This is a genomic window from Sebaldella sp. S0638, from assembly GCF_024158605.1.
GTDB lineage: Bacteria > Fusobacteriota > Fusobacteriia > Fusobacteriales > Leptotrichiaceae > Sebaldella.
The window spans coordinates 24,197-49,025 of record NZ_JAMZGM010000017.1; the positions used below are offsets into that span (position 1 = coordinate 24,197).

Consider the following 24,829-nt stretch of genomic DNA (forward strand, 5'->3'; position numbering starts at 1 on the left):
TGATAGTTCTGCCTTTACACGGCAGAATTTTTTATTTGACAAAAAAATGAAATAGTTGTATCATATTAACATAGGGTATGGGGGTATACCTAAAAGGAGGAAATATGACAGAGCTAAATGAAAAAAGACAGATTGTGCTTGAAGGAGCGCATAATGTAAGAGATATAGGCGGTTATAAAACTGAAAACGGCAAAGTAACGAAATGGAAAAAATTTATCCGTGCAGATGGTCTTGAAAGTCTCAGCAGATCTGATATAGACAAGCTCCTTGATTATGGACTTAGTATTGATATAGATTTAAGGTCGGAAATGGAATATGAGTCATGGGCGGATGTTTTACAGCATTGCAGCGAAGTGGAATATTATCAGATTCAGCTGCTGAAGGATCTGAAAATGTCTTCCGGTTCACTGGGAGGAATATATGTGAATACTGCTGATTCGTGCCAAAAAGACTTCTATAAAGTATTTAAGATAATGGCGGATAATCCGGAAAAAACAATTTTATTCCACTGCGCCGCAGGAAAAGACAGAACAGGAATGACGGCAGCCCTTCTTTTGATGCTCGCAGGAGCGGCGAAAGAAGACATAATAGCAGATTATACCGTAACTACAGAAAATTTATATTCTGTTTTGGATAGATTCGCCAGTGAAAATGATGAGAACCTGAAAGATTATCTCGGCTCAGAAGGCGAATACATAGAAAAGTTTATTAACCACATAGAGAAAAAGTATCACGGGGCAGAGGCCTATATGAAAAAAATAGGACTTAAAGAAAATGAAATAAAAACGTTAAAGGAAAGTTTTCTTGAAGATATTTAACATATAATCAGAACAGGAGGATAGAATGAAAACTGAATTATACGATGTAAAGGGAATGACATGTACAGCATGTGCAGGCGCTATAGAAAGAGGTCTTGGGAAGCTGGACGGCATAAAAGAGGCAAATGTGAATTTTGCCACTGAAAAATTAAAAGTAGAATATGATGAAACAAAGTATGACTTTGATAAGATAAAAAGTGAAGTAAAGAAGATGGGATACGATCTCGCAGATAATGAAAATACAAAGAAGGTTTCAGTATCAATAAGCGGTATGACATGTTCAGCATGTTCGGCAGCTGTAGAGAGAAGTGTATCAAAATTAGAAGGAATAAAGAAAGCATCTGTGAACTTTGCCAATGGTACAGGATATTTTGAGTATGACCCCGAGACAGTGAGCATAGGCAAAATAAAAGAGAAGATAACAGAAGCAGGTTACACACCGCTGGATGCTGATATGAAAGAAGAGGAAAAGGAAGATTTATATAATAAAGAGATTAGAAGTCTGGGAATAAAATTTATTATTTCACTTATATTTGCTGTTCCGCTGCTGTATGTGGCAATGGGGCATATGATGGGACTGCATCTTCCTGATTTTATAAATCCTGAATTCAATCCGGGGAACTTTGCTATTACTCAGGTAATTCTTGTAATTCCTATACTCATAGCGGGAAACGGATTCTTTATAAGAGGATTCAGAAATTTATTCAAAAGAAGTCCGAATATGGATTCTTTGATAGCGGTAGGGACTTCGGCAGCAGTATTATACGGGTTGTTTTCTGTATACCAGATATTTACAGGGCATGTGCATTACGCTATGGATCTTTATTTTGAATCAGCAGGGGTAATAATTACTCTTATACTTTTAGGGAAATTTCTAGAGGCGAAAACTAAAGGAAAGACTTCTTCTGCAATAAAGAAATTAATAGGACTGCAGCCGAAAAAAGCAGTAATAATGAAAGACGGCGAGCCGCATGAAGTTCTCATTGAGGAAATAAATACAGGAGATATTATCCTTGTAAAACCGGGAGAAAAGATACCCGTAGACGGTATAGTGGTAAAAGGTCATACCAGTGTTGATGAATCTATGCTTACAGGAGAAAGTATACCTGTGGGGAAAAAAGAAGATGACAGGGTAATCGGCGGAAGCATGAACAAAAATGGAAGTATAGAGTTCAAAGCTACAAAAGTAGGAACAGATACAATGCTTTCACAGATTATAAAGCTGGTAGAAGAAGCACAGGGATCAAAGGCTCCTATATCAAGAATGGCTGATACTATTTCGGGATATTTTGTTCCAATAGTAATGCTTATAGCAGTATTAGCCGGATTAGCATGGTATATAAGCGGTTCAGGGCTTGTGTTTGCTCTTACGATATTTATAGCAGTACTGGTAATAGCCTGCCCGTGTGCATTGGGGCTTGCGACACCTACAGCGATAATGGCAGGGACTGGAAAAGGTGCTGAAAACGGAATACTTATAAAAAGCGGAGAAGCTCTGGAAACTACGCATAATATAGACACAATAATATTCGATAAAACAGGAACAATAACACAGGGGAAACCAGTAGTAACAGATGTTATTGCAAATAATGAAAATATTTTTCTGCAATATGCGGCAAGTGCCGAAAAAGGTTCGGAGCATCCTCTCGCAGAAGCTGTAATAGCTTACAGCAAAGAGAGAAATATAGAATTATACAATACAGAAAAATTTGAAAATATTCCCGGTTACGGAATAAAATGTGAAATTAACGGAAAACTGGTATTTTTGGGGAATAAAAAACTGATGACTGAAAATGCCATAGATATAAATGAGTTTGAGAAAGATTTTGACAGACTCTCCGATGAAGGAAAAACAGTAGTTTTCCTTGCCGCAGACGGGAAAACAGAAGGAATAGCAGCGATAGCTGATGTAGTAAAGGAAAGCAGCGCAAAAGCAGTAAAAGAACTGCATGAAATGGGAATAAAAGTAGTAATGCTGACGGGAGATAACAGAAAAACCGCTGAATATATAGCGAAACAAGTAGGAATAGACGAAGTTATAGCAGAAGTTCTTCCTGATGAAAAATCAAATGCCGTGAAGTCTTACCAGAAAAAAGGAGATTTCGTAGCAATGGTTGGTGACGGAATTAACGATTCTCCGGCTCTGGCTCAGGCAAATGTGGGAATAGCAATAGGAAGCGGAACTGATATAGCAATAGAGTCAGCAGATATAGTGCTTATAAGAAGTGATATTCTGGATGTAGTTAATGCAATAAAATTAAGCAAAGCTACTATCAGAAACATTAAGCAGAACTTATTCTGGGCATTTGCTTATAATACTTTAGGAATACCGTTTGCAGCAGGAATATTTTATATATTCGGCGGACCGAAACTTGATCCTATGCTTGCAGCACTGGCAATGTCGCTGAGTTCTGTGTCAGTATTGACGAATGCCCTCAGGCTGAAATTTTTTAAAGCCGAAAATTATAAATTTAGAAAAAAAACAAAAAAATATAAAGGAAGTGAGAATTTTATGGAAAAAGAACTAAAAGTAAATGGTATGAGCTGTGAACATTGTGTAAAGAGAGTAAAGGCAGCTGCGGAAAGCGTGGATGGTGTAAGCTCTGTATCGGTGAATCTGGATTCGGGAACTGTAAAGTATAGTGCAGAAAAAGATGTTACAAAGGAAGTTATAGAAAAAATAAAAGAGGCAGGATATGAAGCAGAATAAGGAAACTGAGAATAAAGAAGAAAGAAAAGCAGAGCATACAGACGGCCTGAAAGATTCCCTTGTAAAAAGACTGAACAGAATAGAAGGGCAGATAAGAGGAATAAAGAAAATGGTAGAGGAAGATGTATATTGTGATGAAATACTCCATCAGATAATGTCTGCCAAAGCCTCATTAGACGGTGTATCAAAAGAACTTCTGAAAGCACATATAAACAGCTGTGTGGTAAGACAGATAAAAGAAGGCAAGGAAGAAGTAGTAGACGAACTAATGGTTACCATAAAAAAAATGATAAAATAATAAATAAATAGAATACAGAAACTGACTTGTGAATTTTGACCTTTTTTGGAAAAACAAGTCAGCTTTTTGCGTAAAATATTAATATTCAGAGAAAGCAGATCTGCAAAAGATTTTGTATTTCCGGCGTTAAATGTGATATAATATCTTACTTATCAATTTTAATTTTAAAAATAAAGTATATAAAATATATAATGAGGGAATGATACTATGTCAGTAGGAATATTTGATTCTGGTCTGGGAGGGCTTACGGTATTAAAGGAAATAAGAAAAATATTTCCAAATGAGGAAATTTTTTACTTTGGCGACACTGCACGTGTTCCTTACGGTGAAAAGACAAAGGATTTAATAGTGAGATATTCAAAAGAAATAACTGATTTTCTTTTGACAAAGAATATAAGCGCGCTTGTGGTAGCGTGTAATACAGCAACGGCACTTGCCATAGAAGAGCTGAAAGCTGATTATGACATACCTGTAATAGGTGTAATAGAAGCAGGTGTGAGAGGTGCGCTTTCAGTAACCAAAACTAATGAAATAGGTGTAATAGGGACGAAAGCTACCATAAATTCAGAGAAGTATAAACAGGAAATACAAAGTAAAAATAAGGATATAATAGTATATCAGAAAGCATGCCCTTTATTTGTACCAGTGGTGGAAGAAGGACTTCTTGAAGGGGAAATCATAGAGAGTATTATAAGACATTATCTCGGGGATTTTGATGACAAGGTAGACACTTTAATTTTAGGCTGCACACATTATCCGCTTTTGAAAAAAGAGATTCATAAGCTTTATCCTAATCTGAATCTCATAGATCCGGCGATGGAAACTGCTCTTGATCTTAAGAGAATACTAACAGATAGTGATGAGGCTGAAAATAAGACAGGACATACAAAATATTATGTATCGGATGGTGTACAAAATTTCAGAAATATAGGAAGTATGTTTTTGGAGGAAGAAATCGAGGACATAGAACTGATAAAACTTTAGTATCTATTTCTGAATATGTTTTAGAAAACAGAACATGAAAATAAGGAGTATATTATGTTTGAATATATAAAAGGTGAGCTTACTGTAAAAAAAATAGATTATGTAGCTCTTGAGGTAAACGGTGTTGCATATAAAATATTTATTTCGCTGAAAACTTACGATAAACTTACAGAAAATATTGAAAAATTATTTATCTACACTAATGTAAAGGAAGATGATTTCTCACTATACGGTTTTAAAACTGAAAGTGAAAGAGAGCTGTTCAAAGCACTGGTAAGTATAAGCGGAGTGGGACCTAAACTCGGGCTGGCAATACTTTCTACGTTTAATACAAAAGAAGTAATAGACATAGTAATCGAGGAAAATGTGAAGTTTCTTGTGAAAGTGCCGGGACTGGGACAGAAAAAAGCTCAAAAATTAATTGTAGACCTTAAAGATAAGGTGAAAAAACTAAATGTAATAGAAATATCACAGGACGGAAGCCATGATGCAGAAAGCAGTGTATCAGCTACAAAAGCTCTTATGATGAAAGAAGATCTGAAACTGGCACTTGAATCTCTCGGATATTCCAATGCAGATGTATCAAAGTGGATAAAAGACGAGGAATTGGAGAAATATGAGCGTGTAGAAGATGCCATAAAAGATATTTTACAAAAAATACAATCAAAATAAAATATAAGTCTCTGGAGAAATTCAGAGATTTTTATTTTAAAAAAACTTTTTATTGATTTTTGTTGAAATATATATTAAAATAAATAAAAAGGGAGGAATGATGAATAAAAGGGGATATACAATAATAGAGGTATTATTGTTTTTAGGGTTAGTGAGTATGTTTTTTTGTTTTACTGCTTATTCTATGGAAAAGAGAAAGAGAGCAGAGTCATTTGGAAAAGTAAAAACAGACCTTTCATTATTTATAAGGAAAATACAGAAGTATGGTTTTCAGAATGAAAGTGAGTATTATCTGGAATTTAGCTTTTCCGGGAAAAAAGTAATATTCAGGGAAAAAGACGGTGAAGTGATAGAAGAACTGAAGCTTCCTGAAAATATAGGGTATTTTTCCAATAATTCTGATAAAAAAGCTGATTTTTCCAGAAAAACTACCAAGAACGGTAATTTTGACAAGGGATTTTCTATATTTTTAACAGACAGGAATATGGGGAAAATATATTATAAAATATCTGTAAGCACTGTAAATACCATGAAATATCCTGTGATAAGCATATATAAAGCTAAAAAGCCGATGAAGTCCGAGGAAAACTATCTTGATTACAATCTGTGGAATGAGGAATTGTAATGACAGAACTGGTTAGGATATTTTTGGTTTTGGTATGTGCGGTATTTTTGTATTTGAATTTTAAAATAACAGGAATTATAGTTGTTCTCTTGATTTTGACAGTTTTATTTTACATTGTCACAAAGGAAAAGAATATTATCTATGTAATTTTATTCTTTATTTTTTATATTTATCTGAATTTTGTGACATATAACGGGAATATAAGCGGGGAAAAAAAGCTTTATGTGAAGTTTGACGGGAAAACAGGGACAGTATTGAGAATAGAAAACAGATATACTGATAAAAAAATATTTCTTAATAATACAGGTTATTCGTACGGTTATTACAGATTAATATATAAAATACAGCATGTAAAAGAGAAAAACGGAATATTTACAATAAATGGAAAAATAAAAGGTATCAAAGAAGGAAAATTGAATTTTGTGAGGAACTTTATGCTGCTGAAACTGGAGAATATTTTTGACGGCGAGTATGATATCGGTGTATTTGCCAAAGCGGCGGTACTTGGTGAAAAGGGAAGTATTGACGAGGATTTTAATAAAATGTTCAAAAACACCGGACTCTCACATTTGATAGTAATATCAGGGCTTCATATAGGGCTTATAATTATGGTTTTTCTGAAAATTTTTGATAATACGATACACTCTTACAGGATAAAATATATTTTCACGTGGATATTTCTCACTATTTACTGTTTAGTGGTGGGATTTTCGGTTTCTGTACTGAGGACATATATTACGGGAAGTATTATGATAGCTTCAAAAATATTTTTTGAGGAGAAAGACAGCAGAAAGTCTTTTTTTATATCCCTGATAATTACAATGACAATACTTCCTTATTCATTGTTTGATATATCATTTCAGCTTTCATACGGGGCAGTGGGAAGTATTCTGTTTGTATATCCTGTTTTTGAAAGACTGTATACTGCTAAATGCAGAGTAAAGGATAATCTGGCTGATTATATTCTGAAAACGGCACTTTTAAGTCTGGTAATACAGATAATGACATTTCCTGTATTTCTGTATAATTTTCAGACAATGCCTGTATTTTCATTTATGTGCAATGTAGTAGGAATACCAGTGGGTACTTTACTGATACAGCTGGTATTTATGACATTGCTTCTGAATATTTCCGGAGTGGAAATTTTTAATAAAATATTGCTTTTAATAATAAAATTCATATTTAATGCCTTTGAGACAATTATATATTTTCTGGATAAAATTCCGCTGCTGCAGATAAATGCCGGATTTGAGACACACTGGGTGATTATAATGCTTTATTACGCTGTAATTACAGCAGGAATATGGTTTTTAAAGTATTATGAAACAAAGCTATAAAAAACCTTTCTCATTAAAGTGAATTATTTTTGTCAGTTGCGGTCATTTCTGCTATAATGTAGAAAATATATAAAATTTTGGAGTGATAAAATGAAAAATATCATATTTGATCTGGGGAATGTGTTAATATTATTTGATCCTTCGGGATATGTAAATAAATCAGTAAGTCCGGAGAAAAGAGAAAAATTTCTGGATGTGGTATTCAAAAGCACTGAATGGGAAAAGCTTGATCTGGGGACTCTTTCTTATGATGATGCCAAAAAGATATTTAAAGAAAAGCTGAAAGACTGTGACAGAGAAATTGACATGCTGTTTGGCGATAATCTTTACAGCCTTTTGAAACCAATAACGAAAAATGCAGAACTGCTGAAAAGCCTGAAAGAAAACTATAATTTGTATATTTTATCGAATTTTCATAAGGAATCTTTTGAGACAGTAAGTTCAAAACATGAATTTTTTGGTTACTTTGACGGCGGGATTATTTCGGCGTATTACCAGTGTGTGAAACCTGATGAAAAAATATACAGACTTCTGCTTGATAAATATGATCTGAAGCCCGAAGAGACTCTGTTTATTGATGATATAGCCGAAAATATAGAAGCTGCCGGGAAAATCGGGATAGATACAATACACTTAACAGATTATAATGCTCTTTCAGACAGATTGAGAAATAAGAATATAATATTTTAGAACAGAGGAATAAAATGAAAAATTTTTATAAAAAATTTAAAGAGGCAAACCCGAATTCTTCCGGGATAAAACTTCTTTTTGTAATAGCATTGCTTGTCTATGCAATTGGAAATACATTCAGGTCATTTGAATTTTCCATAGATTATATCATTGTTTTTGCAGCATTTATTATAGCTGCTGTGTCACATGAGGTAGCACACGGATATGCAGCATATCTTTTCGGCGATGATACAGCGAAAAAAGCCGGCAGATTATCTTTTAATCCTTTGAAACATATAGATTTACAAGGATTACTGCTTCCTGTACTTCTTCTTTTATGCGGCGTAAAATTTTTGATAGGATGGGCGAAGCCTGTTCCTGTGAATTTTAACAGACTGCGTCCTTACAGAACAGGATTTTTTGTAGTGTCTATAGCAGGAATTTTTGTAAATTTAGTTTTGGCTTCAGTATCTCTTATTTTGTTGAAAACATTCTTTGCAGATTCGTATCATATTTTTTATGAAGATATAATGGTGAGAGGAGATTTTTTACATGAAATAGTCGTGAAGTTTTTTATCTACTTTTTCTTTATTAATGTCCTGCTCGGAGTCTTTAACCTGATTCCGATTACACCGCTTGACGGCGGAAGAATAGTATACTCATTTGCACCTAAGCCTGTAAAAGATTTTTACGACAGAATTGAAAAGTACGGGATACTGATAGTATTTGCATTATTATGGGCCGGTTTATTCAGTAATGTATTTGAAAAAGTATTTGATTTCTTGATAAAGCTGCTTGGAGGATAAAATGAATACTGTAAAAAATGAGACCATTATAGAATTTGAGGAAAAGAAATCCAGATTTATAGGTTATATAAAACCTGTGAGCAGTGTAAAAGAGGCAGAAAAATTTATTAACGGAATAAGGGAAATGCATCCTAATGCTACGCATAATGTTCCTCTTTACAGAGTAGTGGAAAACGGACAGGAATACTTTAAGTATAATGATGACGGCGAACCAAGCAATACTGCGGGAAAGCCGATGGCTGAGATATTGAACATCCTTGATGTATATAATGTGGCTTTAGTGGCAACGAGATATTTCGGCGGCATAAAGCTGGGAGCCGGAGGGCTTATAAGAAATTATGCCAAGACTGCCAAACTGGCTGTGAATGAAGCAAAAATCACAGAGTACAGAGAAAAAGTAGTTTTTATTCTGGATTATGATTATTCCATGACTTCGGAGATGGAAAGTTTTTTTGCAAAAAGTGATATAAAAATAATTGAACAAAATTATCTGGACAGGATATCGGTAAAAATAGAAGCTGACAAGGAACAGGCAGATGAAATAGAAGCTTTAAACGGTGTCATTGTAGTTAGATTATGATATTAATATATAAAAAAAGTGAAATGCTTATTCTGATTTCACTTTTTTATTTAGGAAAAATTTTATTGGTATGGTGTGTTCTGCTGTTGTTTCACCTGTTTTAGATATTCTGTTTTTGCAGCAGCTCTTTCGAGTGCAATTTCTTTATTGATTTCCTCTACTTTTGTCCAGTCAGGCTCGCTTTTAGCCAGTTCTTTTTCTATCTCAAGTCTTTTTTCATCTGTTTCGATCTGTTTTTCAGGATTAAAATCCGGATTTCTGCGGTCTTTCATGTGTCTGTTTCTGTCAGCGGCAAATCCCGGTCTCATATTTTCTATTACTGGTTTTGGTTTTGAAAAGTTCCCGATCGCAAAGCCGCCTGCGAATACAAGGCATAAAGCAGCTATTCCGGTCAGAAGGTATTTTTTGTTCATTATTACTCACCTCCTTTGTTAGTAGTATAATATCATCATTTTGTGTCAGCATGATGACAAAGGTTAATATAAGTTTTGGTACGTAGATTTAAGTATTCGAGGAGGAGCAGAGTTGATAAAATAAGTCTTATATGGAATAGAAAATTTCTGTTTTTTTATTTAAGAGAAAAAATTAAGTACAAAGTATTCAAGGTAAAATTTTTTATATATTGAAAAAATCAAACGGATAAACATATAAAAGCCGGAAGTAATTTGCCGGATATCCCAGTTTTTATTTGATTTTTTAATCTTCATATACTATAATGGTAAGAAGTGAAAATGAAATTTTTTAATTTATTCTGTTTTTACAGATTTTTGCCGTTATGTTAACAATCCGGGGATTTTTTCATAACAGGCATATATACAGTATATCTGAAAATCAAGGAGTATTGCAGATGACAAAAAGAGAACGTTTTAATAAGGTATTTCCTATCTTGGAGCAGAAATTTCAAAAGCCGATCACTGCTTTAAATTATGAAACACCTTATCAATTATTGATAGCCGTTATTTTATCAGCACAGTGTACAGATGTAAGGGTAAATATAGTTACAAAAGAATTATTCAAAATCGTAAAGGGTCCGAAAGATCTCGCTGAAATGAGTCTGAAAGAGATAGAAAAGCATATAAGGTCAACAGGTTTTTATAAAAATAAAGCTAAGAATATACAAATGTGTTCAAGACAGCTTCTGGAAAAGTATAACGGGGAAGTTCCCAATACAATGGAAGATCTGAGAGGACTTGCAGGTGTGGGGAGAAAAACTGCCAATGTTGTTTTGGGGGATATCTGGAATATACGTGAGGGTATTGTTGTGGATACTCATGTAAAAAGACTTTCTAACAGAATAGGATTCGTTACAAGTGATAATCCTGAGATTATAGAAAAAGAGCTTATGAAATTTATTCCAAAAAAATACTGGTTTGAATACTCGCATTATCTGATTCTTCATGGAAGAGACAAGTGTATAGCCAGAAAACCTAAGTGTGAAGTCTGTGAAATAAAAGATTATTGTAAATATTATGAAACAAATATAAAAAAAATTAAGGAGAAGTCATGAAGAAGAGATACTTTATTGTTCTGGCAATGTTATTTACCCTTTTACTTGCCGAAGGAGAGCCGACAGCTGGCAGCGGCGGGGGAGATACAGGAACGGAAACCGTAAAACCAAAATCAAAAGAAAAAACAGACAAAGAAAAAAATCAGGATGTTAAAGACAGTATAAATAAAGCAGTAAAAGAAGTACAAAATGAAAATACAGGGAAGCCTGCTGCTACAGATACTCAGGTAACAGATCCGGGAACTGACGTACCGAATACAAACGGGACAACAGGGGTAAATGGAACTGGAAACGGTGAAACACCTGCTGTTCCAGGAGACGGGACCCAGCCTGCAACTGTGGAGCAGCCTGCAGTTAAGGTGAAGCCTGCTGCTGTAAAAATAGATCCTAAGAAGCCGGTAAAAAAGGCAATTGATAAAGAGCAGGAAGGGCCTACTTTTTATAAAGGCGAAATTTTAAAATATATAGCAACAACAGACGGATATGTAATAAAAACAAATGGTTCTGATGTGGTTCACCCGATAGCGTCTATTACTAAGGTTATGAATATATTAGTTGCTCTTGATCAGGTAGATAAGGGGAATAAATCACTGGATGACAAAGTGTGCTTCGATCAGGCTACAGCCAATGTAGGAGGAAGCTGGCTGAATGTAAAGGCCGGAGAATGTTTTACATTAAAAGATCTTTTGAGAGCCGAAAATATATATTCTGCCAATAATGCAGCCTATCTTGTGGCAAAACACGTAGGAAACGGTTCTATAGATAAATTCGTAGAACTGATGAATGAGAAAGCTAAAGAACTGGGAATGAAAAATACTAAATTTAATACTCCGGCAGGGCTTCCCACTTCTATGACAGGAAGAGCGCTTGATACATCGACTGCTGATGATCTTTATCTTCTTGCTATGGCAGCCATAAAAGATACGAGAATAAGAGAATGGGCAAGTGAAAAAGAGCTTATTCTGGAGAACAGTCTGGGTGAGCAGATAGTTTATCCAAGCAGAAATCATTTACTTGAAAAATATGGAATATGGGGATTAAAGACCGGGTTTCATAATTTGTCAGGATATAACATAATAACAACGAGCAAAAGAGGAAATGTTGAGATAATAGCTGTGGTACTGGGAGAAGTAACAGATCCCGCCAGAACAAAGCTGCTTACAGAGGAATTTGCAGAGATAGAAAAACAGCTGACTGTAGTAAAAAAAGCCGGTACGGATATGGGCGGATTTAAGCTGAAAGATGGTAAAAAGAAAGAAATAAACGGTGTTCTCGCAGAGGATGTCTATGAAATAAAAAATAATCCTTATGAATATGAAACAAGAGACCTGAATATAAAAGCACCTGTACAGAAAGGAACTGTAATAGGCGAGCTGGTTATTAAAAAAGGCGGAAAAGAGATATCAAAGGTCAATATTATTTCAAATGAAGAAGTAAAAGAATTAAGCGGATTTGGTAAGTTTTTAAGATTTATCACATTTGGCTGGCTATAAAAATTAAGAAAGCAGGAATTTTCAGAAATTGAACTCCTGTTTTTTTATTTGTGAAAATATATTGACTTTTATATAATAGTGAAATATAATTCATTTATTATTTAATAAAAAATAAAGGAGTGAAAGCATGAAAAAGTTAGTAATGATACTATTGTTGTTTATCAGTGTGTTTTCTTTTAGCGATGAAGGTTTTACTGAGAATGAAAAAAATACTATTTTAAAACAGTTTACAGAATTTCAAAAAGCAGTAAAGAACAAAGATGTAAATACTTTGAAAAAATTTATTGACGGTTCTGTGTATGGTCTTGTTCTGAATGATGGTCCGGTTTACAGATTAAATACCGAATCTGTGAGTTATGATGAAATAGTCAAGTATAAAAATGAATTTTTCAAATCAATGAAAGAGATAACCCTTGTAAAAGCAGATTTGAAAAATAATGAAGTAATAAAGTATGCGAAGGGAGAAGATACAATAACCGGAGAATTCTTTATAATGGAAGAAGATAACTATATCTGGGGATCTAAAGGAGATAAAATGTTTGAAATTGCTGCTTCTTATGATGATCCTGAATATCCGTCCACTGCTGAGTATATTTTTAAAATGAAGGGTAATCAGTTAAAGTTTATCTCTGTATACAGTATGCCGTAAGATTAAATTTATTAATTAAAGAAATAAAATAGTAAATAAAAGGAGTAAAACTATGAAAAAGTTAGTAATGATACTATTGTTGTTTATCAGTGTATTTTCTTTTAGTCAGGAAAATTTTACCGAGAATGAAAAAAATATCGCTTTAAAACAGTTCGTAGAATTTCAAAAAGCATTGAAAAATAAGGATATAAATACTTTGAAGAATTATATCGATAATCCTGTGTATGGTTTTAACCAGATAGACGGAAAGTCATATCAGGATTATGAGGTGCCGGTGAGTCATAATGATATAGTTAAGTATAAAAACAGATTTTTAGATGGAATAAAGGAAATGGCTCTTCTAAAAGTTGACTTGAATTCTAATACAGTGAAAAAATATAATAAAGGGAACCTTGAGATAACAGCGGGATTTTCTACAGAGGAAAGCAATGAAAACTGGGGGCTTGACTCTGATGAAAAAACATTTGAAGTTTTCTACTCTTATGATGATCCTGATTATCCTGGTTATAATCGTTATGTTTTCAAATTTGAAAATAATAAACTAAAACTTCAGGCACTATATGTAGGGCCGTAACTGTAAAAATAAAAAAACTGTCTAAATTCAATATGAATCAGACAGTTTTTTATTTTATGGAAGTTCTACTTTTTTTACTAATTTTAATTCTTTATTTTCCAGCTGGAAAAAATATGTGTTGTAACCTGCACAGCCGTCTATAAGTTCAGTATCATCAGATTCAGTGAAATAGCTCGCAGTAACTACAAAATATTTCCCTGTATCCACTCCGTAATTTTCCAGGAAATCAGTGTCATCAGATGAAACAAACTTATTTGTTACTTCAAAATCACATGTTTTTGAATTTCCTTTTTTAGTGTACTTTGAGATTTTGTTTGTTTTAGTATCAACTTTTGGAAGAGTAAGGTCCTTCAGGCTTTTGAAAAATTCGCTTTTATTTTCAGAAGCAGTTTCCACATCTTCGAATTCATATGACAGAGGGAAATATACTGTCTCTGCCGTTTTGGGTAAATTTTTTCCTTTCAAAGCGCTTTGGAATACAGCGAACTGTTTTATGATTTCACGCTGTTCGGCCTTTGTATATGTCTCTGCAAAAGAAACAAGACCTAAAATAAATAATAAACATACTAAATATAACTTTTTCATCTTTATCTCCAATCTAAAAATAATTATTATAGATTATATAACAATATTTTTAAAAAGACAATCAATAAAGTAAATAAAAAAGAAGTAAGCTATAGAAACTTACTTCTTTATTAATTATTAGAAAATAAAACTTTAGATAACTTTGGACTTAAGTTATTTTTATTTTCCATTAGAATTTTTTTCACTTGATCAGGGTTTTTCCCTTTTAGTGTTTTCATCGCTTTTGTACAAACTCTTACTCTAACTTCTTTACCGTCTACATTTATTGACATAACTTGCAGATTCGGTCTCCATATTCTCTTAGTTGAACGATGTGAATGGCTGACTAAATTACCATGTCCGACTTTCTTTCCAAAAACTTCACATATTTTCATTTCCGTTCACCTCCTTTTATACAATCGAAGTCTATTATACCACTAAAATTTTAAAATTACAAGAAAAAAAATAGAGTATTGATAATGAAAGATCAGATATTAATAAAATTACAAAGCTGCAGAAAGATTTTTTTTTATAAAGTACTTAAATTTTTATATGTCGGGACATGATAAATTAAAATAGAAAAAGTATAGAAAATATGATATAATTTATCGGAAATCTTACATGTGGAATGTTATAGGAGAAAAAATGGAAAATAGAAGTTATGAAGTTTTGGAATTTCATAAAGTTGTTAATAAAATGATAGATTTAGCAAAGCTGGAAGCTACTAAAGAGAAGTTTCTGGATTTGGATATTATGAAAAATAAAGGTGAACTGGATAAGGAAATGGCTCTTTTGATAGAGTTTATTGATTTTTATAAATATGATGACGGACTGGAGCTGACAAATCTTTCTGATATAGGTAAATTCCTTAGAACGATAGATTTGATAGGATCCTATTTATCTGTAGAAGATCTGGCGGAGCTAAGAAAAAATATGGCTGTTTACAGAATTTCCAAAAGCCGTGCCAAGAATATAAAGGATAAATACGGGCTTGTATGGAATATTTTTTCTGATACTGAAGATCTGAAAGATATTGAGGATTTTATTTCCGAAGCAGTAGATGATGAAGGAAATATGAAAGATACAGCGTCATTAGGTTTGAGAGATTTAAGAAGACAAAAAAGCAACATAAATGTCAATATAAAAGAAAAATTTGATGAAATAATGAATAACAGGGACTTGCAAAAAGCGATACAAGACAAGATTATTACTAAAAGAAACGAACGTTATGTAATACCTGTAAAAACAGAGTTCAAATCTTTGATAAAAGGGATAGAACATGACAGATCATCAACAGGAAGTACAGTTTATATAGAGCCGCTGAATACAGTTTCGTTAAATAATAAACTCAGGGAATACGAGGCTAAAGAAAGAGAAGAAATCAGAAAGATTCTTATTCGTATTACAGAACTGGTCAGAAACAAAAAAGATGAGATAGCTTTGATAAAAGTCCTCCTTGAGAGAATAGACTTTATTAATGCAAAAGTTCTCTATTCTGTAGAAAATGACTGCCGTGTTCCAAAAATAGTAAATAAAGAGTATCTAAAACTGGTAGTAGCGAGACATCCCCTTATAGACAGGGAAAAGATGGTCCCTATTAATTTTGAGCTCGGGGACAATGACAATATAATGCTTATAACAGGGCCGAATACAGGCGGTAAGACAGTAACGCAGAAAATAGCAGGACTTCTTACAATAATGGCCTTGTCAGGAATTCCTATTCCTGCAGATGAAAAGACAGAGATCGGATTTTTCGGAAGTGTTCTTGCAGATATAGGTGATGAACAGAGTATAGAGCAGAATCTGTCTTCATTTTCGGCACATATAAAAAATATAAAAGAAATACTTGAATCTGCAAACAGAAGGTCGCTTGTACTGATAGACGAGCTGGGGAGCGGTACTGATCCTATGGAAGGATCGGCTTTTGCCATGGCGGTAATTGATTATCTGAATCAGAAAAATGTAAAATCCATAATCACTACACACTACAGTGAAGTAAAGGCGCATGCTTTTAATACAAACGGCATAAAGAGTGCTTCAATGGAATTCAATGTAGAAACACTGCTTCCTACATACAGACTTCTCGAAGGTATTCCCGGTGAGAGCAACGCTCTGATTATCGCGGGGAAATATGGTATAAACGAAGAGATTATCAGTAATGCAAAATCATACATAAGCGAAGAAAACCAAAAAGTAGAGCAGATGCTTATATCCATAAAAGAAAAAACAGATGAAGTGGAAAAGCTGAAAATTGAGCTGGAAAATGCAAAAGAAGAGATGGAAAGCAGAAAGCAGAAGTATGAAGCTGATATAGTAAATCTGGAAAACGAGAAAAATAAAATAGTAAAAGAAGCATATGATGAAGCTGACAAATATCTCCGTGAAGTACAGGCAAAAGCTAAAAACCTTGTGGATAAAATAAGTCAGGACGAGATGAAGAAAGAAGACGCGAAAGAGACACAAAGAAGTCTGAATATGCTTCGTGAATCTTTCAGGCTCGAAAAAGAACAGAATGTAAAGAAAAAAATAAAAACAAATAAAAAGGCAGATTTCCAGCTTGGTGAGGAAGTTTTTGTAAAATCGATAAACCAAAACGGAAAAGTCCTGAGAATAATTGAGGAATCAGACAGTGTGCAGGTACAGGCAGGAATACTGAAATTAGTGGTAAGCACAGATGATATACAAAAAATAGAAAAGAAAAATAAAAAGAAATTAGGCGGATTTGCATCATTAAAATCAACTAATGTAAAAGGAGAAGTAGATTTGAGAGGAATGACCGGTGATGAAGCAATGACTGAACTGGAGCTTTATCTGGACAGGGCAATGCTTACTGGATATTCGGAAGTATACATAATACACGGAAAAGGAACTATGGCATTAAGAACGAGAATACAGGAATATTTGAAAAAGTCTAAATACATATCGGAGTATAGAGATGCAAATCAGAATGAGGGAGGGCTTGGCTGTACTGTCGCTAAGTTAAAATAAAAATGAAATATTATTTTATTGTTCCTATCGCAGGACTGGGTAAAAGAATGGGGCTGAATATCCCAAAACAATATTATCGGATAAAAGAAAAACCGATTTTTATATCTACTTTGGAAGTAATAGAAAAAAGTAAACTTGTGGACGGTATATATATATCTGTAAACAAAAAAGATATCAAGCTCGTGGAGGCTTATCTGCGTGAATTCAAAATTACCAAAGTAAAAAAAATAGTGGAGGGCGGAAGCGAAAGACAGTATTCCATAAAGAATGCACTTGACCACATAGAAGAAGATGCCATAATAGCCGTACAGGATGGAGTTCGTCCCAATATAAGAGAAGAATATATAGAGAATACCTACGAAATTCTTATGGCAGAAGAAAATCTTGACGGACTTGTAGTGGGAGTTCCTGTAAAGGACACTGTTAAGGTAATTGATAAATACGGATTTATAGTAAGTACCCCTGAAAGAAAAACTTTATTTTCTGCACACACACCACAGGTATTCAGAAGTGCTATCCTGAAAGAGGCATATGAAAAAGCTGAAAAAGATAGTTTTTTAGGGACTGATGATTCATCCCTTGTGGAAAGAATAGGCGGAAGAGTGCAGGTTTACGAAGGGCATGCTGATAATGTTAAGATAACAACTAAAGAGGATCTTAGATATTTTGAATAGGTGGTAATATATGAAATTTTATAATACTTTGACTAATCAGGCAGAAGAATTCAGACCGATAGAACCGGGCAAAGTAAGAATGTACGTGTGCGGACCCACTGTGTATAATTATATACATATAGGGAATGCCAGACCTATTGTAGTTTTCGATATGCTGGCAAGGTATTTCAGACATAAAAACTATGTGGTGGAATATGTACAGAATTTTACTGATATTGATGATAAAATGATAAATAAAGCTAATGAAGAAGGAAAAACCGTAAGTGAAATTGCAGACAGATATATAGAGGCCTTCTTTGAAGACACTAAAAAACTGAATATTTCTACGGATATAATCCGTCCTAAGGCAACTGAATATATAGAGGATATGATAATAGCAATAGAAACTCTTATTGATAAAGGATATGCCTATGTGCTGAATGGTGATGTCTTATTTGATGTTACTAAATACAGTGAATACGGAAAGCTGTCTAATCAGAGACCTGATCAGCTTGAAGCAGGAGCAAGAGTAGAAATAGGAGAAAATAAGAAAAACCCTCAGGACTTTGTTTTATGGAAAAATAAAAAAGACGGGGAACCGTTCTGGAAAGCCCCATGGGGCGAAGGAAGACCGGGTTGGCATATAGAATGTACTGCTATGAGTCATAAATTCTTTGGTGAGAGCTTTGATATCCATGGAGGAGGTCAGGATCTTATTTTTCCCCATCATGAAAATGAAATGGCACAGTCAAGATGTGCTTACGGCGGAAACTTCGCGAATTACTGGCTTCATAATGGATATATACAGCTGGACGGAGAAAAAATGTCAAAGTCAAAAGGAAACTTTTTTCTTTTGAGAGATGTTTTGGAAGAATTTGACGGGAATGTATTCAGATGGTTTTTAGCAGGGACTCATTACAGAAAACCAATTAATTTTTCAAAGGAAGATATGCTTGCTGCAAAGGCTGCACTGGAAAAAATAAACGGAGCACTTTTACGGGCTAAGGATTTTATAATTGAAAATAATACAAAATATGATAATATATTAGAAGAGTCTATAAAAGAATTTACAGAAAAATTTGATCAGGCCATGGAAGATGACCTGAATACACCTTTGGCAATATCCCAGATTCATGAATTTTTAAAAGATATAAATAAATTTATTGATAATTATGGAAAATCTGTTATAATAAAAGAAGCGATTTCTGTTATTAATGACAGAATGAAAAATGTACTGGGAATAGAGTTAAAAGAAAGCAGTCTGGAAGATTTAAGTTCAAGTCTGTTAGACTTATTTATCTATATAAGAAAAGAAGCCAGAAGCGAAAAAAACTTTAAGTTATCTGATTTAATCAGGGACAAACTTGCTGAACTTGGAATAGAATTAAAAGATAATAAAGACGGGACAACGAGCTATATAATAAAATAATAAAAGGAGAACTAAGAATATGGGATTTTTTTCTAGAACATTCAATTTTTTTAGAATAAAAAAGAGTTTGGCAATTGATTTGGGAACAGCCAATACGCTGATTTACGACAGACAGAAGAAGAGGATAGTGCTTAATGAGCCGTCAGTTGTAGCGCAGGACAGAAAGACAAAAAAAGTTATAGCAGTAGGAAAAGAAGCAAGAGAAATGTTAGGGAAAACACCTGACAGTATTATTGCGGTAAAGCCTCTAAAGGACGGAGTAATAGCTGATTTTGACGTTACGAGAGAAATGCTTAGATTATTTTTACATAAAATTTACGGAAGATCGCCTTTTAAGCCGGAAGTGATGATATGTGTGCCTTTGGAAGTGACTTCTGTAGAGAAAAAAGCCCTGTTTGATTCAATTACCGGAGCTAAAAAAGTGTACATAATAGAAGAGGGAAGAGCAGCAGTTCTGGGATCGGGAGTAAATATTTCCGCACCTGAAGGGAACATGGTTATAGATATAGGAGGAGGTTCTACTGATATAGCAATTCTGTCTCTTGACGAGATAGTAGTCAGCAAGTCTCTGAGAATAGCGAGTAACACATTTGATGATGATATCATTAAGTATGTTAAGAAAAAATACAGCCTTCTTATAGGGGAAAGAACAGCAGAAAAGATAAAAAAAGAACTTGGTACTGCAATCCCGCTTGAAGAAGAAGAAATAATAGACATAAAAGGAAGAGACTTAATTACAGGACTTCCAAAGACTGTAAAGCTTTCTTCTAATGAAATATATGAAGCAATAAGAGATTCATTATATGAAATTATAAATAACACAAAAGAAGTATTGGAAAAATGTCCGCCTGAACTGGTTGTTGATATTTTGGATAATGGTATAGTTATGACAGGCGGAGGTTCGCTTGTAAGAAACTTTACTAATCTTATGGAAGAAGAGACAAAGATAAATGTATTCCTTGCTGAAAAACCGCTGGAATCAGTTGTTCTGGGCGGAGGACTGGCATTTGACAACAGAAATCTTCTGAGAACTCTTCAAATGAAGGAAAATACATAGAATGAGCATAAAGGATCTTAAAGATACTTTTTTAATAGACAGACTGATTAATGAGGCTGCTAAAGATAAAGAAAGTGCAAGTTATCTTTTTTATGGTGATAAAAGAGTAGACTTGCTTTTTTATGCTTTGGAGTTTTCAAAACTTTTTTTGTGTGAAAATTTAAAGGATAATGATTACTGCGGTGAGTGTAATGTGTGCAGAAGTATTGATAATTACACATATCCGGATATAGAGATAATAAATAAGGATGAGCAGGGTGTAAAAATAGACGATGTACGGGAAATAATCCTGAATGCCATAGAATCGCCGTATAAGGCTAAGAAAAAGGTTTATATCCTGAACGGATTAGAAAAACTGCGTAAAGAATCAGCAAATGCATTATTGAAAATAATTGAAGAACCACCGAAAAATCTTTACTTCATACTCCTTTCAAAGAGCCTGAACATAATTCCAACCATAAAATCGAGAGTTATGACTTTTGTAATAAAACCTCTTGATATAGAAACTCTGGAAGTAGAAAAGGAAGTCTACTATTTTTTTGACGGGAATGTAAAGGATATAGAACTGTGGAAAAAAGAAAAACAGGATATAAATTATAAACAGATTCCGCTTGAGGAGCTTTTTAGAAATATTGAGATATTTTATCTTTATAATGAGCTTACAGAACTGCTAATGAGAGTTCAGATGGAAAAAATATTTAATGATAAAAAGGAATTTATGAATAAGCCGGACTTTAAGACTTTTAAGGATTATACAAAGGAACTGATAGAAATATACGAAGATACAGAAGATTCTTTTGATGTGGAAAAACTTAAGAATAATGACGACTTCGCCCTTCATCTTCCAAGCATAAATCTGTATCTTAAGGAAATATATCTGAAAATAAAGATAAATTATATACAAAGTATTGAAACTCTTGGTAAAAATTATAAATATTATAAAAATTCCGAAAAAATAGAAGTTAATCAAAAAATCAACGATATTTTTACAAAAAATAAAAAAGATCTGAAGAATTTTTTAGACAGATTGATTTTTATAAGAAAAAATAAAATTAAAAATCTGAAAAAGATAATAGAAATAAAAAATAGTATTGATAATAATGTTAATATAAGAGCTTTAATTTCCAATTTTTTTATGTTTTATGAATAATACCAGACTTTATAATTGAATTGGTCATGAAGTACAGGTATGATTTGGCAATGAATCATCTGAAAATTTTGTATTTTCCATTTTTCAGCAGGGAAAATCCGGAATATCATTGTCTAAAAGTGCCGGGAAAGGAAGTCAAATGGTAAACAGAAAGCAGTTTTACGGGATATTTGCTGTGATTATTCTGATTTTTATTGCAGTTGTCTTTATTTCAAATTCCGGGGCAGAAACTGTTCAGGGGGACAGTCTGCAATATAAGGACGGAATATTTTTTACAAAAGACGGAGGAAAATACACAGGAAAGGTGACAGAAACAGAAGGATATAAGGCAAAAATAAACGGTATTCAGATAGCAAAAGGATTTGTCACGGTAAAAAAGGGTGTGTTAAACGGAAAGTTTGAATTTGTGTCATTTAATGAATTCTGGAACGGTGCAGAAGTAAAAGGTAAGGTTAAAAATGGTGCTGTAACAGAACTTAATATAAAAGATTCTGAAAGAACACTGACTTTAAATAAAGAAGAAGCGGAAAAGTATATCAGAGAAAAGGCCCATGAAAATCAAACTGCTCAAACTGCTGTTTTATCTGCACTTGGGATATATGAGAGTGCAGACAAAGAGGATTAACAACAGAAAAATAAAACTTTTTGAAATAAATGCTTGCAAAATTTGAGAAATTAAGATATAATGTTTGAGTATTATGGATGAAGGTCGCTTAGCTCAGTTGGGAGAGCACCTGCCTTACAAGCAGGGGGTCACTGGTTCGAGCCCAGTAGCGACCACCATTATTTTTTTGGGGGTGTAGCTCAGCTGGTTAGAGCGCTGGCCTGTCACGCCAGAGGTCGCGGGTTCGAGCCCCGTCACTCCCGCCATACAAGCCCAGATAGCTCAGTCGGTAGAGCAAGGGACTGAAAATCCCTGTGTCCGTGGTTCGATTCCGCGTCTGGGCACCATGTAGAATTTTTGATAATGGCGACGTGGTCGAGAGGCTTAGGCAGAGGTCTGCAAAACCTTGTACACCGGTTCGATTCCGGTCGTCGCCTCCATTATTTTAACAGGATAGATAAGCTATTCTTTTTTTATTTACAGATAAAAAAGGATTTATAATAAAGTAATGTTTGAAATATAAAATGCTTCCTTGACAAGGTAGGGATTTCCTGCCTGTCAAAGAAGCATTTTTTAGTTATTGAGTCTTTTTATAATATCAAGTGTTCTCTTCTGGAGTTCTTTCCCTGTGGTAGGAAAACTTTCGCCATCAGGATTTTCTTTTGCTACCTTGCAAAAGGCATCTGCCATCTGCTGTGTAGCAAAAGAAGCATTGGAATAGCATTTTTGTATAACATCATCTTTATAAAGCATTATTATGTCCAGTACGGAAATTTCACCATTCAGCTTTCCATCTGTGACATTATATATAAAATCAATGTCAGAGGCTAGAAGCTCTACTTTTCCGTCGACTATTCCGTTTTTTATTTCAGCTTTGAATCTGGCAGAATTGTTATTTATATCTGTTCCGCTGATTATACCTGTATATAATTCATTTTTATAGTAGACAGTGTTGTCTTTTATTTCCAGATTTTTATCAGGAAGCTTCACTGTTCTGCTGTTTGAACAGGTAAGTACCAGTAAATAAGTCAGGAAAATCAGTAATAATTTTTTCATTATAACCACCTTTTGTGTTTTATAAAATTTTTTTAATCATATAAATTATAGCATTTTGGTATTTGAAAGTAAAATTACAGGTTTGAGATATTTGACGGTTTCGAATATATTTAGTATAATACTATAAAAGCTTATAAGAGGTGAAATGAATGAGAAATGATGATTTTGATAATTACAGATCGGGTTCCCTTGATTATGATGAAATAAACAGAATTGTAGCTCAAAAGATGACAGGGTGTATACTTTGGATGGTTGTAGGGCTTTTAGTATCAGGGATAACTGGATTTTTCGTATTAACAAATGTTGAAATAATGAGACTTGTATTAGGGTCGAACTTATATTATGTACTGATTTTATTAGAACTGGGTCTTGTATTTATGTTTTCTATGATGTTAATGAGGGCTTCCGTTGGAGCATTGCGTGGAATGTTTTTACTATATGCTGTATTAAATGGAGTAACTCTGAGTGTAATAGGTATTGTTTATACAGGAGAATCAATTATTTATGTATTTTTAGGAACAGTAGTGTATTATGTTTGTCTTGCTGCATATGGTTATCTTACAAGAGACAATCTTGGAAGATATCTGCCTTATGTAATGGGTGGTTTAATTGCTCTTATAGTGGTATCTGTAATAAATATTTTCTTGAAAAATGATATGTTTTACTGGATAATGTCATATGCAGGAGTAATAATATTCTCAGCATTTACAGCAATAGACATGAATATAATCAGACGTAGATTTACAGCTTACGCTATGGAAGACAATACACTTTTAGACAGAATACAAATAGCAGGAGCATTAAATTTATATCTTGACTTTATAAATTTATTCCTATATTTATTAAGACTTTTCGGAAAAAAAAGATAGATTTTCTGATAAATACAGTTTTAGGCGGGTATAAACCTGAATAAAACTGTATTTTTTAATTATGATATTTTTTGGCAGGGAGATATTTCTTTAGCTGTTAGTAATTCAGAATGAAATAATAAAAAAAATAAATATCAAGCTACTTGAAAAAACATTAATCGGTGTTATAATTAATTAGAAGGAGTTAATTTTAGGAGGTAGATTATGAAAAGAATAATTTTGTGTCTAATATTTGTAATATCAGTAATTGGATTTTCTGAAGAAATTCAGCTAGAGAAAAAATATAACAAAAGCAGTACATGGAGTATTTGTGTTTCAAGTGATTCTACTGCTAAAAAAGACTGTAGTATCATATTTAAGGGAAATCCTTACAAAGAATTCAAAGTATTCAAAAATGAAGACGGGCATAATGGAATGTACATAAAATACAGAGAAATGATAATAGTAGATTCAAAAGAAGGGGATTTACAATTAATAGAAACAAAAACAAAGCCAATGCCGAAAAAAACAAGACCTGCTGAAATAGACCCAAATCTTGCTGATGTTAATACAGTGGCAGTTACGTCTGAGAACAGTGAACTAAAAGGACTTTTGGTTCCTGATGCACTTTCAGCTCTAAAAGCATATGGAAAGAATGTATACTATATCAAAATGGCCTTCATAAACTACACTGTTGGAAGTGAAACTGCAGAAGAATAATGAAAAATATGATAAATAAAAAACAGGACTGTGTCTGT

General features: G+C 33.5%; 26 protein-coding genes and 4 tRNA genes. 26 read left to right on the forward strand and 4 right to left on the reverse strand.

Translation table 11 applies throughout. From position 1 onward, the window contains the following. Positions 1–104: 104 nt before the first annotated feature. The 10 genes from NK213_RS06965 (at position 105) to NK213_RS07010 (ending at position 9,499) form a co-directional block, all read left to right on the forward strand. Positions 105–818, forward strand: a complete 714-nt coding sequence (locus NK213_RS06965; protein WP_253348187.1) for a tyrosine-protein phosphatase — start codon at positions 105–107, stop codon at positions 816–818. 25 nt (positions 819–843) lie between these two features. Beyond that, positions 844–3,528, forward strand: a complete 2,685-nt coding sequence (locus tag NK213_RS06970; protein WP_253348188.1) for a heavy metal translocating P-type ATPase — start codon at positions 844–846, stop codon at positions 3,526–3,528. Next, the gene (locus NK213_RS06975; protein ID WP_253348189.1) at positions 3,515–3,826 is read left to right on the forward strand and encodes a metal-sensitive transcriptional regulator; all 312 of its coding nucleotides are present in this window, start codon (positions 3,515–3,517) and stop codon (positions 3,824–3,826) included. Before NK213_RS06970 ends, NK213_RS06975 begins: the two co-directional genes overlap by 14 nt. 207 nt (positions 3,827–4,033) lie before the next feature. Further along, positions 4,034–4,810: a glutamate racemase gene (murI, locus tag NK213_RS06980; RefSeq protein WP_253348190.1), complete on the forward strand. Its 777-nt coding sequence runs from the start codon at positions 4,034–4,036 to the stop codon at positions 4,808–4,810. Positions 4,811–4,864: 54 nt separating this feature from the next. Then, on the forward strand, positions 4,865–5,482 hold the full coding sequence (gene ruvA / locus NK213_RS06985) for a Holliday junction branch migration protein RuvA (RefSeq protein WP_253348191.1): 618 nt from the start codon (positions 4,865–4,867) through the stop codon (positions 5,480–5,482). A 100-nt stretch (positions 5,483–5,582) separates the two neighbouring features. Further along, positions 5,583–6,107 (forward strand): competence protein ComGC, encoded by a 525-nt coding sequence (locus NK213_RS06990; protein ID WP_253348192.1) that lies wholly within the window; start codon positions 5,583–5,585, stop codon positions 6,105–6,107. Next, a complete protein-coding gene (locus tag NK213_RS06995) occupies positions 6,107–7,444 on the forward strand; it encodes a ComEC/Rec2 family competence protein (protein ID WP_253348193.1) in 1,338 nt (445 codons plus the stop codon). The genes NK213_RS06990 and NK213_RS06995 overlap by 1 nt, the downstream gene beginning before the upstream one ends. A 90-nt stretch (positions 7,445–7,534) precedes the next feature. After that, positions 7,535–8,134 (forward strand): HAD family phosphatase, encoded by a 600-nt coding sequence (locus NK213_RS07000; RefSeq protein ID WP_253348194.1) that lies wholly within the window; start codon positions 7,535–7,537, stop codon positions 8,132–8,134. A gap of 14 nt (positions 8,135–8,148) precedes the next feature. Then, complete coding sequence (locus NK213_RS07005; RefSeq protein WP_253348195.1) at positions 8,149–8,919, forward strand: site-2 protease family protein; 771 nt, start codon at positions 8,149–8,151, stop codon at positions 8,917–8,919. 1 nt (position 8,920) lies between these two features. Continuing rightward, positions 8,921–9,499, forward strand: a complete 579-nt coding sequence (locus NK213_RS07010) for a YigZ family protein (RefSeq protein WP_253348196.1) — start codon at positions 8,921–8,923, stop codon at positions 9,497–9,499. Between the two features lie 62 nt (positions 9,500–9,561). Here the strand turns inward: NK213_RS07010 and NK213_RS07015 are convergent, their stop codons facing one another. After that, positions 9,562–9,912 (reverse strand): hypothetical protein, encoded by a 351-nt coding sequence (locus tag NK213_RS07015; protein WP_253348197.1) that lies wholly within the window; start codon positions 9,910–9,912, stop codon positions 9,562–9,564. A 434-nt stretch (positions 9,913–10,346) separates the two neighbouring features. Between NK213_RS07015 and nth the strand changes: the two genes are divergently transcribed. The 4 genes from nth to NK213_RS07035 all read left to right on the forward strand — a co-directional run bounded on the left by nth (position 10,347) and on the right by NK213_RS07035 (position 13,722). Further along, positions 10,347–11,006 (forward strand): endonuclease III, encoded by a 660-nt coding sequence (gene nth, locus NK213_RS07020; RefSeq protein ID WP_253348198.1) that lies wholly within the window; start codon positions 10,347–10,349, stop codon positions 11,004–11,006. Then, complete coding sequence (locus NK213_RS07025; RefSeq protein ID WP_253348199.1) at positions 11,003–12,499, forward strand: D-alanyl-D-alanine carboxypeptidase family protein; 1,497 nt, start codon at positions 11,003–11,005, stop codon at positions 12,497–12,499. The genes nth and NK213_RS07025 overlap by 4 nt, the downstream gene beginning before the upstream one ends. Before the next feature lie 127 nt (positions 12,500–12,626). After that, on the forward strand, positions 12,627–13,148 hold the full coding sequence (locus NK213_RS07030) for a hypothetical protein (protein WP_253348200.1): 522 nt from the start codon (positions 12,627–12,629) through the stop codon (positions 13,146–13,148). A gap of 52 nt (positions 13,149–13,200) precedes the next feature. Further along, the gene (locus NK213_RS07035) at positions 13,201–13,722 is read left to right on the forward strand and encodes a hypothetical protein (RefSeq protein ID WP_253348201.1); all 522 of its coding nucleotides are present in this window, start codon (positions 13,201–13,203) and stop codon (positions 13,720–13,722) included. Between the two features lie 54 nt (positions 13,723–13,776). On the opposite strand, the gene NK213_RS07040 is transcribed toward NK213_RS07035, so the two are convergent. Next, positions 13,777–14,307 (reverse strand): hypothetical protein, encoded by a 531-nt coding sequence (locus tag NK213_RS07040; RefSeq protein WP_253348202.1) that lies wholly within the window; start codon positions 14,305–14,307, stop codon positions 13,777–13,779. Between the two features lie 110 nt (positions 14,308–14,417). Beyond that, entirely contained in the window at positions 14,418–14,681 is a 264-nt protein-coding gene (gene rpmB, locus NK213_RS07045) for a 50S ribosomal protein L28 (RefSeq protein ID WP_253348203.1), read from the reverse strand. A 250-nt stretch (positions 14,682–14,931) separates the two neighbouring features. Here rpmB and NK213_RS07050 point away from each other — a divergent pair, with 250 nt between their 5' ends. The 10 genes from NK213_RS07050 (at position 14,932) to NK213_RS07095 (ending at position 22,607) form a co-directional block, all read left to right on the forward strand. After that, positions 14,932–17,274 carry an endonuclease MutS2 gene (locus NK213_RS07050; protein WP_253348204.1) on the forward strand — a complete coding sequence of 781 codons (2,343 nt, stop codon included), beginning with the start codon at positions 14,932–14,934 and terminating at the stop codon, positions 17,272–17,274. A gap of 2 nt (positions 17,275–17,276) precedes the next feature. Next, positions 17,277–17,948 carry a 2-C-methyl-D-erythritol 4-phosphate cytidylyltransferase gene (ispD, locus tag NK213_RS07055; RefSeq protein ID WP_253348205.1) on the forward strand — a complete coding sequence of 224 codons (672 nt, stop codon included), beginning with the start codon at positions 17,277–17,279 and terminating at the stop codon, positions 17,946–17,948. Between the two features lie 10 nt (positions 17,949–17,958). Then, entirely contained in the window at positions 17,959–19,356 is a 1,398-nt protein-coding gene (cysS, locus tag NK213_RS07060; RefSeq protein WP_253348206.1) for a cysteine--tRNA ligase, read from the forward strand. 19 nt (positions 19,357–19,375) lie between these two features. Continuing rightward, on the forward strand, positions 19,376–20,413 hold the full coding sequence (locus NK213_RS07065) for a rod shape-determining protein (RefSeq protein ID WP_253348207.1): 1,038 nt from the start codon (positions 19,376–19,378) through the stop codon (positions 20,411–20,413). Position 20,414: 1 nt separating this feature from the next. Beyond that, on the forward strand, positions 20,415–21,563 hold the full coding sequence (locus NK213_RS07070; RefSeq protein WP_253348208.1) for an ATPase: 1,149 nt from the start codon (positions 20,415–20,417) through the stop codon (positions 21,561–21,563). 139 nt (positions 21,564–21,702) lie between these two features. Beyond that, positions 21,703–22,188 carry a hypothetical protein gene (locus NK213_RS07075; protein WP_253348209.1) on the forward strand — a complete coding sequence of 162 codons (486 nt, stop codon included), beginning with the start codon at positions 21,703–21,705 and terminating at the stop codon, positions 22,186–22,188. 82 nt (positions 22,189–22,270) lie between these two features. Then, positions 22,271–22,346, forward strand: a tRNA-Val gene (locus tag NK213_RS07080). Positions 22,347–22,356: 10 nt separating this feature from the next. After that, positions 22,357–22,433: transfer RNA gene (locus tag NK213_RS07085), tRNA-Asp, on the forward strand. Positions 22,434–22,438: 5 nt separating this feature from the next. After that, a tRNA-Phe gene (locus NK213_RS07090) sits at positions 22,439–22,514 on the forward strand. A gap of 18 nt (positions 22,515–22,532) precedes the next feature. Beyond that, positions 22,533–22,607: transfer RNA gene (locus tag NK213_RS07095), tRNA-Cys, on the forward strand. A gap of 133 nt (positions 22,608–22,740) precedes the next feature. On the opposite strand, the gene NK213_RS07100 is transcribed toward NK213_RS07095, so the two are convergent. Next, positions 22,741–23,223, reverse strand: coding sequence for a hypothetical protein (locus NK213_RS07100; protein ID WP_253348210.1), 483 nt, complete (start codon positions 23,221–23,223; stop codon positions 22,741–22,743). Positions 23,224–23,372: 149 nt separating this feature from the next. On the opposite strand from NK213_RS07100, the gene NK213_RS07105 reads away from it, so the two are divergent. Together NK213_RS07105 and NK213_RS07110 are read left to right on the forward strand one after the other, a co-directional pair. Beyond that, positions 23,373–24,092 (forward strand): Bax inhibitor-1/YccA family protein, encoded by a 720-nt coding sequence (locus NK213_RS07105; RefSeq protein WP_253348211.1) that lies wholly within the window; start codon positions 23,373–23,375, stop codon positions 24,090–24,092. Positions 24,093–24,296: 204 nt separating this feature from the next. Continuing rightward, on the forward strand, positions 24,297–24,791 hold the full coding sequence (locus NK213_RS07110; protein WP_253348212.1) for a hypothetical protein: 495 nt from the start codon (positions 24,297–24,299) through the stop codon (positions 24,789–24,791). Positions 24,792–24,829: the final 38 nt, after the last annotated feature.